The sequence below is a fragment of the Streptomyces sp. NPDC001700 genome, from assembly GCF_053596435.1.
Genome location: NZ_JBSFGE010000042.1, coordinates 20,710 through 34,583, shown reverse-complemented (window position 1 = coordinate 34,583; position 13,874 = coordinate 20,710). Strand labels below are relative to the sequence as shown.

Sequence of the window (13,874 nt, the reverse complement as noted above, 5' to 3'; positions counted from 1 at the left end):
TGGGGGCGCGTGGCCGCAAGGCTCACCAAGGCGCGGGGCAGGGGCACACCGCAGGTGCCCGGGGCCCGGGGCAGCGCCCCGGTTTCGGGAAGGGGCGGGACAGGGGACAAGCCACCCGCGCACCGCGACCGGAGGCGCTGCCCCGAGGCCCGGTTTCTCCTGGGGTTTCGCTGCTGGGTGCGGGCCGGGGGTGGAGCCCAGCGTGATCGGCTAGACGCCCGCTGAGCGTCGGTGGGGTTCGCGGGCCGGGGGGACTGGGTAACTCGGTGTTCATGCCAAGAATCGTGCCGCGTGTGCTCGCCCTGCCCGTCGCCGCTCTGCTGGCCCTCGCCTCGCCCGCTCCGGCGCAGGCCGGGGCCGAGCCCAAGGCGCCGAAGGAGTTCGTGGCGCTGAGCGATGTGGATCCGACGATCCGCCAGGAGATCCGGTACCTCACCCCGCACAACTTCACCGGCCGCCCCGTCGACGGCTATCGCAGGCCGCTGTGTCTCCTGACCCGCCCGGCTGCCCTGGCCCTGCACCGGGCGCAGCGTCAACTGCTGCGCCGGGGCTACACCCTGAAGGTGTACGACTGCTACCGGCCGCAGCGCGCGGTGAACCGGTTCGTCGACTGGGCGAAGGACCTCGACGACCAGCGGATGAAGGGCGAGTTCTATCCGAAGGTCGACAAGACCCGGCTGTTCGAGGACGGCTACATCGCCGAGAAGTCGGGGCACAGCCGGGGCAGCACGCTGGACCTGACGATCGCGCGGCTGCCCGCGCTGCCGACCCGGCCGTACGTACCGGGCGAGAAGCTGGTGTCCTGCTACGCGCCCAAGAAGGAGCGCTTCCCCGACAACTCGGTGGACATGGGGACGGGTTACGACTGCTTCGACACCCTCTCGCACACCCTCGATCCGCGGATCAAGGGCCAGCAGCGGGCCAACCGGCTGCTGCTCAAGGGCGCGATGGAGGGCCAGGGCTTCGTCAATCTGGCCGAGGAGTGGTGGCACTACACCTTCAAGCCGGAGCTGTTCCCGGACACCTACTTCGACTTCCCGGTCTCGCGCCGTTCACTGCACCCGGAGGGTGTGCCACACTTCTGACGTTCCGTCAGAAGTTCACCTTCACCGCCGGGAGAAGCCGTGGCATCTGCGCGTACGCCCGTGGTCGCCGGATGGTTCGCCTCCGTCGACGGGGAGTTCCGGCTGCTGGGCACCCGTTGCCGGGGATGTGGCGCGGTGTACTTCCCGCGCGAGGACACGTTCTGCCGGGCGCCCCGGTGCGGCGGCGCGGAGCTGGACGAGGTGCCGCTGTCACGGCGGGGCAGGGTGTGGTCGTACACCGACGGCCGCTACCGCCCGCCCGCCCCGTACCCCTCCGATCCCGCGCGCGAGTGGGAGCCGTACACGCTGATCGCCGTGGAGCTGGCCGCCGAGCGGATGGTGGTGCTCGGGCAGGGCGCGCCCGGGGTGACGGTGGCGGATCTGGCGGTCGGCATGGAGGTCGAGGTGGTGCCGGGGGTGCTCGCCGGGAGGGGCGGGGAGAGCTGGGCTACCTGGCACTGGCGGCCCGTTTCCGCGGAGGTACGGCCGTGACCGGCGAGGTGGCGGTGCTCGGCGCCGGGATGCACCCGTGGGGCAAATGGGGCCGGAGCTTCGTGGAGTACGGGACGAAGGCGGCTCGGGCGGCGCTCGCGGACGCCGGGCTCGACTGGACCGCGATCCAGTCCGTGGTCGGCGCGAACACCGTGCGCTGCGGCTATCCCGGCCAGGTCGCGGGGGCGACCTTCGCCCGCGCGCTGGGCTGGCAGGGGGCGCGCGTCACCAGCGTGTACGCCGCCTGCGCGTCCGGGGCGCGGGCCATCGACACCGCCCGCGCCCAGATCCTGTCCGGCATGGCGGACACCGTGCTGGTGGTGGGCGCGGACGCGGCGCCCAAGGGGTTTTTCGCGCCGTCCGGCGGCGACCGGCCCGATGATCCGGACTGGCTGCGCTTCCGGGTGCTGGGGGCCACCAACCCGGCGTACTTCGCGCTGTGGGCGCGCCGCCGGATGGCGGTGTACGGGGACACGGTCGAGGACTTCGCGGCGGTCAAGGTGAAGAACGCGGCCACGGGCGCCGCCAACCCTCATGCCCGCTACCGCTCCCCCGTGTCCGCCGAGGAGGTGGCCGCGTCGCCGGTGGTGGCCGATCCGCTGCGGCTGCTGGACATCTGCGCGACCTCGGACGGGGCCGCGGCGCTCGTGCTGAGCGGCGTGGACTTCGCGCGGCGGCACGGGGTGGCGGATCCGGTGCGGATCCGGGCCGTCTCGTCCGTCTCGCCGGTGTATCCACGGACCGCGCTCGACCTGCCGGACCTCGCCACCGATTCCGCCACCGATTCCGCCGCCGGGTCCGGTCCGGTGCCGGACGCGTTCCGGCCTTCGATCGCGCGGGCGGCGTACGAGGAGGCGGGGATCGGGCCGGAGGATCTGTCGCTCGCCGAGGTGTACGACCTGTCCACCGCGCTGGAGCTGGAGTGGTACGAGGACTTGGGGCTGTGCGCCGCCGGGGAGGGCGCGAAGCTGCTCCGGGAGGGCGCGACGGCGCTCGGCGGCCGGATCCCGGTCAATCCGAGCGGTGGTCTCGCCTCCTTCGGGGAGGCGGTTCCGGCGCAGGCCATCGCCCAGGTGTGTGAGCTGGCCCAGCAGCTGCGGGGCCGGGCGGGCGACCGGCAGGTGGCGGGGGCGCGGGTGGGGATCACCGCGAACCAGGGCCTGTTCGGCCATGGTTCGTCGGTGATCGCCGTGCGGTGAGCCGGGTGCGCCGCGCGGTCAGCCGGGTGCGCCGCGCGGTCAGCGGGTGGAGGCGGTGGCGAGCATCGCGTGTTCCACCACCGATATCAGCACACGCTTGACGGATTCCCGCTCGCGCGCGTCGCACATCACCACGGGGGTGCCGGGGTCGAGGTCCAGCGCCTCGCGCACCGACTCCTCCGGGTAGTTGTCGGCGCCCTCGAAGCAGTTGACGGCCACCGTGAAGGCGATGCCACGCCGCTCGAAGTAGTCGACGGCCGCGAAGCAGTCCTCCAGCCGACGGGTGTCGGCCAGCACCACCGCTCCCAGCGCACCGGTCGCCAGCTCGTCCCAGAGGAACCAGAAACGGTCCTGCCCCGGAGTACCGAAGAGGTACAGCACCAGGTCCTCGCGGAGCGTGATGCGCCCGAAGTCCATCGCGACGGTGGTGGTCTTCTTGCCCTCCACCCCCGCGATGTTGTCGACCGGCCGGCCCGCCTCGGTGAGCAGCTCCTCCGTGCGCAGCGGCTTGATCTCGCTGACCGCGCCCACCAGTGTCGTCTTGCCCGCACCGAACCCGCCCGCCACCAGAATCTTGAGCGTCACGGGTTCGATGATGTGGGCGCGGCCCGGGTCAGAGTGCCCGTAGACCATTGATCACCTCGCGCAGAATCCTCTCGTCCGGCAGTTCCGCCGGAGGTACGGGCCGGGACACTCGGACGAGTGCCGCGTGAAGCAGGTCACCGATCAGTACGCGGACCACGCCGACCGGGAGGTCGAGCTCGGCCGCCAGCTCGGCGACGGACTGTGGGGTGTCGCGGCTGAGTTCGACGATGTCGATGTGCTCCGGTGACAACGTCTGGTCGGCCGCGGTCCCGGGGCTCGCCCGGTCGGCGACGACGACGGCGATCAGGTCGAGCTTGTCCTCGGCGGCGCTGCGGGTGCGGCCCCGCGTCATCGCATAGGGCCGGACCACCGGTCCGGCCGCGTCGTCGAACCAGCGGTCGTCGGTCGCACCCTCTCCGGTCATCTCCCTCCGCCTCCGTCACCCGCCGGAGCGCGGAGCGGAGCCCAGATGCACTCCCACCCGCTTGACCAGCAGCGTCATCTCATAGGCTACCTGGCCGACGTCCGAGTCGGCATCGGCGAGCACGGCGAGGCAGCTGCCGTCACCGGCGGAGGTGACGAACAGGAAGGCGTCGTCGAGTTCGACGACGGTCTGCCGGACCCGGCCGACGTCGAAGTGGCGGCCGACCCCCTTGGCGAGGCTGTGGAATCCCGAGGCCACGGCGGCCAGGTGTTCGCCGTCCTCCCGGGACAGATCGCGCGAACCGCCGGTGGGCAGTCCGTCGCCGGAGAGCACCAGCGCCTTGCGGATGCTGCCGACCCGGCCGACGAGTTCGTCGAGCAGCCAGTTCAACTCGCCCGACGGTGCCGATCCGTTGCGTGCTGCGGCGTTCGATGCGGTCATCGCCCGTCCCCCTCATCTCTCGTTCCTGGTGCGGTGTCCGACCCGCCGGAACCGGTGGCCGTCTGCCGCCGACCGCGCTGCCATCCCCGTTGCAGCGAGGCCATGGTGGCCCTCGCCTGTTCGGCGTCGCGTTCGGGATCGGTGTCGGCAGCGTAGTGGTCGCTCTCCGCCGGTGGTTCGGGGTCGTTCTTCAACTGCGGGGCGAGGCTCGCCTGTCGTATCCGCTTGGGGAGCCCGGAGGCGGCCGGGCTGGTCGGTGCCTGGCTCTCCGGGGCCGGTGCCTGGTCCTGGCGCCGGTCCTCGCCGTCGTTCCGGACCTGTTCCCGGTCCTTTGACCGGGTCTGGTTCCGGGGCTGGTTCATGTCTTCGTCCGGGTCCTGCTCGCGCTGTTCGGCCCAGGACGGCCGGGTGTGCCGTCCGCCCGACGCGCCGTCGACCGGGTGGCCGTGGTCGGAGACCAGCACCGGTGGCACGCGGCGGGGCAGCGGCGCGGGACCGCCGTCGCGGGCGCCGGAGCGGCTGTCGGAGGCCTGCTGATGCTGTTCGGCGGGCGGCGCGCTCACCACGGAAGGCGACGGGCCGCCGGAGCGCCGCTGCTTGGGCACTGCGGCGCCGCGCTGCCGCTTCCGCTGCCGACCGGTGTCGTCGTCGCCGCCCCCCTCCTGACCGTCCGGGCCGGATTCGGTGAGCAGGGCGGACGGGATGAGCACGATGGCGGTGGTGCCGCCGTACGCGGAGGGCTGGAGCGAGACCCGTACGCCCTGCCGCTGGGCGAGCCGGCTGACCACGAACAGGCCCAGCCGGTCGGTGTCGGACAGCTCGAACTCGGGCGTCTCGGCGAGCCGGAGGTTGGCCTCCGTCAGGGCGTCGGGCGTCATGCCGAGGCCCCGGTCGTGGATCTCCAGCGTGAAGCCCTTGGCGACCCGCTCCCCGTGCACCTGGACTGCGGTGTGCGGCGGGGAGAAGACGGTCGCGTTCTCCAGCAGTTCGGCGATGAGGTGGGTGAGGTCGCCGACGGCGGGGCCGTTCACCGCGACCCGGGGCAGTCTGCGGATCTCGATCCGCTCGTAGTCCTCGACCTCGGCGACGGCGGCGCGCACGACGTCCATCAGCTGGATGGGTTTGCGCCACTGCCGGGAGGGGGCCGCGCCGGAGAGGATGACCAGGCCCTCGGCGTGCCGCCGCATACGGGTGGTCATGTGGTCCAGCCGGAACAGGTCGGCGAGTTCGTCGGTGTCCTCGGTACGCCGCTCCATCGTGTCCAGCAGGGTCAGCTGGCGGTGCAGCAGCACCTGGCTGCGGCGGGCGAGGTTGACGAAGACGTCGGAGACGCCCTGGCGCAGTTCGGCCTGTTTGACGGCGGCCTCGACGGCGGCCCGCTGGAGGGTGTTGAGGGCCTGGCCCACCTGACCCATCTCGTCGGGGCCGTGCCGCAGCCGGGGCACTTCCCGCTCCACGTCGACCTGTTCGCCCGCGCCGAGGCGGCGCATCACGCTCGGCAGCCGGACGCTGGACGCCTCCTGGGCGTCGGTGCGCAGCCGGGACAGGTCGCGGACCAGGCCTCGGCCGATCCGGACGGAGACGAAGACCGAGAGCACGAAGGCGAGGAGACCGAGGACGGCGGCGGCGCCCGCCTTGATCAGGACGCTGTCGGCCACCGGTTCGATGCGCTTCTGGAGGCGGTCGGTGGCCTCGTCGCCCAGCTGGTCGTAGTCGTTGAGGACGGGCCCGGCCGCGTTCTCCCAGTGTTCCCGGTCCAGGGCGCCGATGGCGTCGCGCGGCTCCATGGTGGCCAGGGCCTTGCCCTCGGCGATGCGCAGCGCCGCGGGGGCGGCGTTGGTGCGCCGGTAGTCGGCGAAGACCTTCTGTTCCGAGGCGGGCAGGATCGGCAGGTTGGTGTTGTAGAGCAGGGTGCGCTCGGCGATGAGGTCGGACATCGACTTGAGGTCGGCCAGCGTCAGCTTCCGTGCCGTCAGCGCGGAGACGTACAGGGCGTCCTCGCGGGACAGTGCCTCCCGGGCGCGGATCATGGCGACCAGCGCGCGGCCCTGTTTGTCCAGGTCCGTGTCGGGTACGGCGTGCAGCGAACTGCGGAACGCGTAGCAGAGGTCGACGAGTTTGTTGTAATACTCAAAGGCAGCGGTCCGCGAGGTACCGTTGTCCTCGACCTTCCGGCGCAGACTGTCGAGGCCTTCGGATGCCTTCAGGACGTCGTCGAGCAGGTCCTCGGACTCGCTGTTCATCCGGTCGTGCACGGTGCTGTCCGCTTGGGCGTCGCGGAGCTGGCCGATGGCCTCGTCGGTTTTGCGCTGCTGGGTGTGGAGCAGGGGCAGCGCGTCGGCCTGGCGTGGGTCCGCGAGCAGGATCAGGGTCTGCCGCCGCTCCAGCTGGACGGCGTGCACCGCGTCCTCGGCGGGCTGGCCCGCCTTGTCGATGATGGCGGAGGCGTCGAGCAGCTGTAGTGCCTCCCGGCCGGTGATCACTAGCGCGAAGGCCCAGATCGCCGTCAGCGAGACAAGCGGCACCAGCAACAGCGCCACGATCTTCCTGCGGATGGACTTCCCGCGAAAGCGCATGGCCTCCCCAACGTCATCCCCGGGAACCGGGGCGGCGACTGATGTTCTCCGACAACGAGCGGCGTGAGCCTACTACTGAGGCTTGGTCATCCCGAAGGCTTGTCATACCGCTTCTGTGAAGACTCCCGCCTCGGTGATCATCAGTTGTCAGATGATTATCGGACTTAACCCCCGTGTGTCGGGTACAACGGTGCCGGTCACCGTGTGCGCAGGGCCAAACACCGATGGCCGGTTTTCCCCTCCCCACGGGAACCACCGATCGCTGCCATTCGTGATCCAACAAGGCACACTAGGGGTGCATACGACCCAAGTCCCGCCATGTGTGACCGACCGGACCGGGGCAGCGCCGAAAGGGGTGGGAACGTCATGGACACCATGGACAAGGATCGCGACATCCCGGCACCAGGGGCCCGGCCGCTATGGACCGAGGAGCCCGCCCGCAGGCGACGGCTGCCCGATCCGGTGCGTACGTCGGCGGTGCGGGCGGTCATCATCGTGGCGATCACGATGGTGCTCGCGATGGTGGCGGTGCTGTGCGCGTTCGCCGGTTCGTGGTTCGCCTTCCCCTCCGTGCTCATCGCGGTGGCGAGCACGGTGGTGGCGACCTGGGGGGTGCTGGACGTATGGGTGACCCGGCAGGTGTGGAACCAGCGGTACGGGGTGGTCTCCCGGCCCAGCAGCTCGGCGCGGGAGATGCGCCGCCAGCGGCGGCGGGCCCGTAAGGAGGCGGTCAGCGCGCGACGGGCAGCCGAGCGCGGGCGAGCTCGCGGCGCAGCCGCGTGAACGGTTTCGGGCGGTTGACGGCGAGGACGGCGGTCGGATTCCCGTCGCGTTCGTAGACGGCGAGGAAGCCACCGGCCGCGTCGCTCTCGGGGTCGCCCTCGGCGATCCGGACGGTGTCGCCGGGCTCGCGCCGCCCGGCGAACTGGATGCGCGCGCCGTACTGGTCGGACCAGAAGTAGGGCAGCGCGCCGAAGGGTTCGACGGTGGCCCCGGCGAGCAGGTTGCGGGCGGCGACCGCGCCCTGTTCGGCGGCGCTGGTCCAGTGCTCGGCCCGTACGGTGCGCTCCGTACCGGGCTGGGCGAGGCGGGCCACGTCGCCCACGGCGACGACGGTGGGCAGCGCGGTGGCGCAGCCCTCGTCGCACAGCACCCCGTCGTCCAGGGCCAGTCCGGAGTCTTCCAGCCATCCGGTGACCGGGCGCACCCCGACGCCGACGACGACCACATCGGCGGGCAGCACCCGGCCGTCGGCCAGCTCCACACCGGTGACGCGGTCGGTACCGCGCAGGGTGGCGACGCCCGTACCGCACAGCAGGGTCACGCCGTGCGCGGCGTGCAAAGCGGCGCACGCCTGGGCCATGCGCTCCCCCAGCTGCGGGACGAGCGGCAGCGGCGCGGCCTCCACCACGGTGACGTCCCGTCCGAGGGCGGCGCAGGACGAGGCGACCTCGGCGCCGATGAAACCGGCGCCGATGACGACCACCCGGGCCGCCCCCGCCCGCAGTTCGGCGCGGAGCCGCCGGGCGTCGTCGAGGGTGCGCAGGGTGTGCACCCCGGGCAGGGCGGTGGCGCGCAGCGTCCGGGGCGCGGCCCCGGTGGCGATGACGACGCCGTCGGTGCGCAGGGTGCGGCCGTCGGCCAGCCCGACCGCGCCGGCCGCCGGATCCAGCCGGTCGGCCCGGACGCCGAGCAGCCACTCGGCGTCCAGTTCGGCCTCGTCCTCGGGGTCGGTGAGGGCGAGCGGGCCGAGCCCGCCGTCCGGATCTTCCTCAGCTGTCAGGAACGCCTTCGACAGCGGAGGGCGATCGTACGGGCGGTGGCGCTCCTCGCCGACGATCACCAGCCGGCCGTCGTAGCCCTGGTCGCGCAGGCCGCGCGCCGCGTGCAGCCCCGCGAGCGAGGCCCCGATGACGGTGACCGTCCGCATCATGCGACGGCTTCTTGCTGGGCAGCGGGCACCAGGGGGTGGACATAGAGCAGTCCGTCCACCACCGTGACCGCATGCGTACGTACCGGTTTGCGGGCGGGCAGACAGGTGGGCATGCCGGAGCGCAAATCGAACAGGGCGGCGTGCAGCGGGCATTCGACGTAGCAGCCCTCGAGCCAGCCTTCGGAGAGGGAGGCGTCCTGGTGGCTGCAGGTGTCGTCAACGGCGTAGAACGCGCCCTCGCTGTGGAACACCGCGATCGCCGCGTGGCTGTCGCCGGCCTCGACGCGCACCGACTCACCTTCCGGCAGATCCTCGATACGGCAGACGGGAATCATTGGCCCCCCTCACGTTGATCGGTATCATGCGTTGTGAATGGCGCATCGAAATGCGCGATGCGCAACAGAATCCAGATTGGGAAGGCAGCCGTCAAGAGTTGCCCGTCGAGAGGCCCCACTCGGAGCCGCCGGATGGTGAGATCAGACCCATGACGAACACGACCGAGGATCGGCCCGATGACAAGCGAGGGGCCTCCGGGGCAGTGCAGTCGGTGGACCGGGCGGTCAGTGTCCTGGAGATCCTCGCCAAACTCGGCGAGGCCGGGGTGACCGAGATCGCCGATGAGCTGGGCGTACACAAGTCGACCGCGTTCCGGCTGCTGGGCGTGCTGGAGAACCGCGGCCTGGTCGCCCAGGAGCGCGAGCGCGGGAAGTACTACCTGGGCGCCGGGGTGCTGAGGCTGGCGGGCGCGGCCGCCATCCGGCTGGACATCTCGCAGGAGGGCGCCCCGGTCTGCCGTGCGCTGGCCGACGAGACCGGCGAGACGGCCAACATCGCGGTGCTGGACTCGGACGCGGCGGTCAACATCATGCAGGCGCGCGGGGCCGCCGCGGTCACGGCCTACAACTGGCTGGGGCGGCGCACCGCGCTGCACGCGACCGCCAGCGGCAAGATGCTACTGGCCCATCTGAGCGGCGATCGGCGGGAGCGGCTGGTGACGCGGAAGCTGCCGCGATTCACCGAGCACACGATCACCACCTCGGCCGAGCTGCGGCAGCAGCTGGAGACCGCCGCCGAGCGCGGATTCGCGTACTCGTGCGAGGAATTGGAGATCGGGCTGAACGCGGTCGCGGCTCCGGTGCGCGGCCACGACGGCGCGGTGATCGGCGCGATCGGCGTCTCGGGGCCGGTGTACCGGATGGCCCAGAGCCAGCTGCTCGACCTCGCCGAGCACGCGATGAAGACCGCCGAGGAACTCTCCCGCCGCATGGGCTTCCCCGGCTGACCAGCCACGACGCACCACCCACGGAACACCCGAAGGGGCCGGATCCGATCCGGCCCCTTCGTCGCGTCCGGAGCCGGAACCCGTAGTCAGCGCTGCCTTACGGACGGTTTGCGCGCACCCTCTTGACGCGTCGTGGACACGGCTTTCAGGATGTCCCTCATCGCGCAACACGCCGCGCCATACGCAACTGGGCGGTAACCAGCGGCCGTTCAACCGGCCCGGTTCCCCGCGTCTTTCGATCACCTCATGCCAGCTCGTGCCAACTCCCACGCACCGGTCCCTGCCAGCGCAGGAGAACAGAGGAGTGAGCCATGCCGCAAGAAGTCCGCGCCGCCGTGGCGCTGAAAAAGGGCGCACCCGTCGAGGTGCTGCCGGTCCTCGTGCCCGATCCCGGACCCGGCGAGGTGCTGGTGGGGGTGCAGGCCTGCGGGGTGTGCCACACCGATCTGCACTACCGGGACGGCGCGATCGGCGACGAGTTCCCGTATCTGCTCGGACATGAGGCGGCCGGAATCGTCGAGGCCGTGGGCCCCGGCGTCGCGGGCCTGGCCCCCGGCGACTATGTGGTGCTGGCCTGGCGCGCGCCCTGCGGCGGCTGCCGCTCCTGCCGCCGCGGCCGCCCCTGGTACTGCTTCGAGAGCCGTAACGCCGCCCAGCCCATGACCCTCGCCGACGGCACGGCGGTGAGCCCGGCGCTGGGCATCGGCGCGTTCGCGGAGAAGACGCTGGTTGCGGCGGGACAGGCGGTGAAGATCGACCCGTCGGCCCGTCCCGAGGCGGCGGGGCTGATCGGCTGCGGGGTGATGGCCGGGTACGGCGCGGCGGTGCACACCGGCGGGGTGGCCAACGGCGACACCGTCGCGGTCATCGGCTGCGGCGGGGTCGGCAACGCGGCGATCGCCGCGTCCGCGCTGGCCGGGGCGCGCCGGGTGATCGCCGTGGACATCGACGACGCCAAGCTGGACCTGGCTACCCGCTTCGGCGCCACCGACACCGTCAACTCCCGGGGTACGGACCCGGTCGAGGCGGTCCGCGAGCTGACCGGGGGCGTGGGCGCCGACATCGTCATCGACGCGGTGGGCCGTCCCGAGACGTACCGTCAGGGCTTCTACATGCGCGATCTGGCCGGAACGCTGGTCCAGGTCGGGGTGCCGGACCCGGAGATGCGCATCGACCTGCCGCTGATCGACGTGTTCGGGCGCGGCGGCGCGCTCAAGGCGTCCTGGTACGGCGACTGTCTGCCCAGCCGGGACTTCCCGGTCCTGATCGACCTCCACCTCAGCCGCAAGCTCGACCTGGACGCGTTCGTCAGCGAGACGATCACGCTGGACGAGGTGGAGCCCGCGTTCGCCAAGATGCAGCGCGGTGCGGTGCTGCGATCGGTGGTGGTGCTGTGATGACCGGGGCACGGCACCAGCGCGTCGTCATCGTCGGCGCCGGGATCGTCGGCTGCTCGCTCGCCGACGAGCTGACCGCGCGCGGCTGGAGCGACGTCACCGTCCTGGAGCAGGGCCCGCTGGCCGCGCCCGGCGGCTCGACCTCGCACGCGCCCGGACTGGTGTTCCGGACCAGCCCCTCCAAGACCCTCACCGAATTCGCCGTCTACACCGTGGAGAAGTTCTCCGCGCTTCAGGTCGAGGGGCTGTCGTGCTTCAACCCGGTCGGCGGTCTGGAGATCGCCACCAGCGAGGAGCGCTGGGCCGATCTGCACCGCAAGGCGGGGCTGGCCGCGTCCTGGGGCATCCGGGGCGAACTCCTCTCCCCCGCCCGGTGCGCCGAACTGTGGCCGCTGCTGGACTCGGAGAAGATCCTCGGCGGCTTCCACACCCCGGACGACGGGCTGGCCCGCGCGCTGCTCGCCTGCCGCGCCCAGATCGAGCGGGCCACCGCGCGCGGCGCCCGCTTCCTGGAGCGGCACACCGTCACCGGCATCGAGCAGGAGGGCGGCCGGGTCACCTCGGTCATCACCGACCGGGGCACCTTCCCCGCCGACGTCGTCGTCTCGGCGGCCGGGTTCTGGGGTCCGCTGATCGGCGCGATGGCGGGCGTCCGCGTACCGCTGCTGCCGCTCGCCCACCAGTACGCGAAGACGGCGCCGCTGCCGGAGCTGGCCGGGGTGAACGACGCGCGGACCGAGGCGAGCCGTCCGCTGCTGCGGTTCCAGGACCGCGACCTGTACTACCGCGAGCACACCGACCGTATCGGCATCGGCAGTTACGCCCACCGCCCGATGCCGGTCGACCCGGCCGCCGTGCCCGCCTTCGACGACGCGCCCGTGATGCCGTCCTCGCTGCCGTTCACCGAGGAGGACTTCGCGCCCAGCTGGGCGGACAGCGTCGGGCTGATCCCGGCGCTCGGCGCGAGCCGCGTCGAGGAGGGGTTCAACGGAGTCTTCTCCTTCACCCCCGACGGGATGCCGGTCGTCGGCGAGTCCCGTGAGGTGCGCGGCTTCTGGCTGGCCGAGGCGGTGTGGGTGACCCACTCGGCGGGGGTCGCCAGGGCCGTCGCCGAGTGGATGACCGAGGGGCGGCCGTCCGTGGACGTCCACGAGTGCGACCCGTACCGCTTCGAGGACGCCCAGACCTCCCCCGCCTACATCGCCGACCGCGGCGCGCAGAGCTTCACCGAGGTCTACGACGTCATCCATCCGCTGCAGCCCATGGAGCAGCCGCGCCCGCTGCGGGTCAGCCCGTTCTACACGCGGCAGCGGGAGCTGGGCGCGTACTTCCTGGAGGCCGGGGGCTGGGAGCGGCCGCACTGGTACGAGGCCAACGCCCCGCTCGCCGACGGGCTCGAAGTGCCCGCGCGCGACACCTGGTCGGCCCGCTACTGGTCGCCGATCGCCGCCGCCGAGGCCCGGGTCACCCGGGAGCGGGTCGCGCTGTACGACATGACCCCGCTCAAGCGGCTGGAGGTCTCCGGCCCCGGCGCGCTGGACTTCCTGCAGCGGATGACCACCAACCAGCTCGCGAAGAAGCCGGGCGCGGTCACCTACACCCTGCTGCTGGACGAGGCCGGGGGCGTACGCAGCGATCTGACCGTTGCCCGTCTCGCCCCGGACTGCTTCCAGGTCGGTGCGAACAGCGGTCTCGACCTGGACTGGCTGCTGCGGCACGCGCCCGCTGACGTCCATATCGCCGACATCACGCCGGGCACCTGCTGCGTCGGGGTGTGGGGCCCGCTCGCCCGGGAGCTGGTCCAGCCGCTGACCCGGGACGACTTCTCGCACCAGGCGTTCGGCTACTTCAAGGCCCGGCGCACGTTTATCGGCCATGTCCCGGTGACCGCGATGCGGCTGAGCTACGTCGGCGAGCTGGGCTGGGAGCTGTACACCACCGCCGACCTGGGCCTGCGGCTGTGGGACACGCTGTGGGAGGCCGGGCAGCGGCACGGGGTGATCGCCGCCGGGCGCTCCGCCTTCAACAGCCTGCGGCTGGAGAAGGGCTACCGCGCCTGGGGCCATGACATGACCACCGAGCACGATCCGTACGAGGCGGGCGTCGGTTTCGCCGTCCGGATGAACAAGGGCGACTTCCTGGGGCGCGCGGCGCTGGAGGGCCGCGGCGAGGAGACGGCGCGGCGCAGGCTGGCCTGTCTCACCCTGGACGACCCGGCCGCGATCGTCCTGGGCAAGGAGCCGGTATACGTCGAAGGGGAGGCTGGTGTGGCGGCGGGCTACGTCACCAGCGCCGCGTACGGCTACACCATCGGCCGTACCGTCGCCTACGCCTGGCTGCCCGCCGGGGCCGCCGTCCCCGGAACCGCCGTCCACGTCGAGTACTTCGGCGAGAAGGTCCCCGCGACCGTGGCCGCCGAGCCCCTCTTCGATCCGCGCATGGAACGCATCCGCAGGTGAT

Annotated in this window: 13 protein-coding genes; 7 read left to right on the top strand and 6 right to left on the bottom strand. The window is 72.0% G+C overall.

The window, feature by feature from the left end; all coding sequences use genetic code 11:
• Window positions 1–272 precede the first annotated feature (272 nt).
• The 3 genes from ACWC5C_RS40585 to ACWC5C_RS40575 are packed head-to-tail and all read left to right on the top strand — an operon-like array spanning window position 273 to window position 2,776.
• Window positions 273–1,085, top strand: a complete 813-nt coding sequence (locus ACWC5C_RS40585) for a M15 family metallopeptidase (RefSeq protein WP_450884141.1) — start codon at window positions 273–275, stop codon at window positions 1,083–1,085.
• 39 nt (window positions 1,086–1,124) lie between these two features.
• A complete protein-coding gene (locus ACWC5C_RS40580) occupies window positions 1,125–1,577 on the top strand; it encodes a Zn-ribbon domain-containing OB-fold protein (protein ID WP_450884139.1) in 453 nt (150 codons plus the stop codon).
• Complete coding sequence (locus ACWC5C_RS40575) at window positions 1,574–2,776, top strand: lipid-transfer protein (protein WP_450884137.1); 1,203 nt, start codon at window positions 1,574–1,576, stop codon at window positions 2,774–2,776. The genes ACWC5C_RS40580 and ACWC5C_RS40575 overlap by 4 nt, the downstream gene beginning before the upstream one ends.
• Window positions 2,777–2,815: 39 nt before the next feature.
• On the opposite strand, the gene ACWC5C_RS40570 is transcribed toward ACWC5C_RS40575, so the two are convergent.
• Genes ACWC5C_RS40570 through ACWC5C_RS40555 form a run of 4 tightly spaced genes read right to left on the bottom strand, consistent with a single transcriptional unit; the run spans window position 2,816 to window position 6,802 of the window.
• Window positions 2,816–3,409, bottom strand: coding sequence for a GTP-binding protein (locus ACWC5C_RS40570; RefSeq protein ID WP_385447032.1), 594 nt, complete (start codon window positions 3,407–3,409; stop codon window positions 2,816–2,818).
• Window positions 3,390–3,785: a DUF742 domain-containing protein gene (locus ACWC5C_RS40565; RefSeq protein WP_450884135.1), complete on the bottom strand. Its 396-nt coding sequence runs from the start codon at window positions 3,783–3,785 to the stop codon at window positions 3,390–3,392. Before ACWC5C_RS40565 ends, ACWC5C_RS40570 begins: the two co-directional genes overlap by 20 nt.
• 15 nt (window positions 3,786–3,800) lie before the next feature.
• Window positions 3,801–4,226, bottom strand: a complete 426-nt coding sequence (locus ACWC5C_RS40560; RefSeq protein ID WP_123107646.1) for a roadblock/LC7 domain-containing protein — start codon at window positions 4,224–4,226, stop codon at window positions 3,801–3,803.
• Window positions 4,223–6,802, bottom strand: a complete 2,580-nt coding sequence (locus ACWC5C_RS40555) for a nitrate- and nitrite sensing domain-containing protein (protein WP_450884133.1) — start codon at window positions 6,800–6,802, stop codon at window positions 4,223–4,225. The genes ACWC5C_RS40560 and ACWC5C_RS40555 overlap by 4 nt, the downstream gene beginning before the upstream one ends.
• 366 nt (window positions 6,803–7,168) lie before the next feature.
• Between ACWC5C_RS40555 and ACWC5C_RS40550 the strand changes: the two genes are divergently transcribed.
• On the top strand, window positions 7,169–7,585 hold the full coding sequence (locus tag ACWC5C_RS40550; RefSeq protein WP_450884131.1) for a hypothetical protein: 417 nt from the start codon (window positions 7,169–7,171) through the stop codon (window positions 7,583–7,585).
• On the opposite strand, the gene ACWC5C_RS40545 is transcribed toward ACWC5C_RS40550, so the two are convergent.
• Window positions 7,533–8,732 carry an NAD(P)/FAD-dependent oxidoreductase gene (locus ACWC5C_RS40545; protein WP_450884160.1) on the bottom strand — a complete coding sequence of 400 codons (1,200 nt, stop codon included), beginning with the start codon at window positions 8,730–8,732 and terminating at the stop codon, window positions 7,533–7,535. The two genes, ACWC5C_RS40550 and ACWC5C_RS40545, sit on opposite strands and share 53 nt — an antisense overlap.
• Window positions 8,732–9,070 (bottom strand): bifunctional 3-phenylpropionate/cinnamic acid dioxygenase ferredoxin subunit, encoded by a 339-nt coding sequence (locus ACWC5C_RS40540; RefSeq protein ID WP_450884129.1) that lies wholly within the window; start codon window positions 9,068–9,070, stop codon window positions 8,732–8,734. The genes ACWC5C_RS40545 and ACWC5C_RS40540 overlap by 1 nt, the downstream gene beginning before the upstream one ends.
• Before the next feature lie 149 nt (window positions 9,071–9,219).
• Between ACWC5C_RS40540 and ACWC5C_RS40535 the strand changes: the two genes are divergently transcribed.
• The 3 genes from ACWC5C_RS40535 to ACWC5C_RS40525 all read left to right on the top strand — a co-directional run bounded on the left by ACWC5C_RS40535 (window position 9,220) and on the right by ACWC5C_RS40525 (window position 13,873).
• A complete protein-coding gene (locus tag ACWC5C_RS40535) occupies window positions 9,220–10,017 on the top strand; it encodes an IclR family transcriptional regulator (protein ID WP_385447042.1) in 798 nt (265 codons plus the stop codon).
• A gap of 311 nt (window positions 10,018–10,328) precedes the next feature.
• The gene (locus ACWC5C_RS40530) at window positions 10,329–11,414 is read left to right on the top strand and encodes an S-(hydroxymethyl)mycothiol dehydrogenase (protein WP_450884127.1); all 1,086 of its coding nucleotides are present in this window, start codon (window positions 10,329–10,331) and stop codon (window positions 11,412–11,414) included.
• Window positions 11,414–13,873, top strand: a complete 2,460-nt coding sequence (locus ACWC5C_RS40525; RefSeq protein WP_450884125.1) for a GcvT family protein — start codon at window positions 11,414–11,416, stop codon at window positions 13,871–13,873. The genes ACWC5C_RS40530 and ACWC5C_RS40525 overlap by 1 nt, the downstream gene beginning before the upstream one ends.
• Window position 13,874 lies beyond the last annotated feature (1 nt).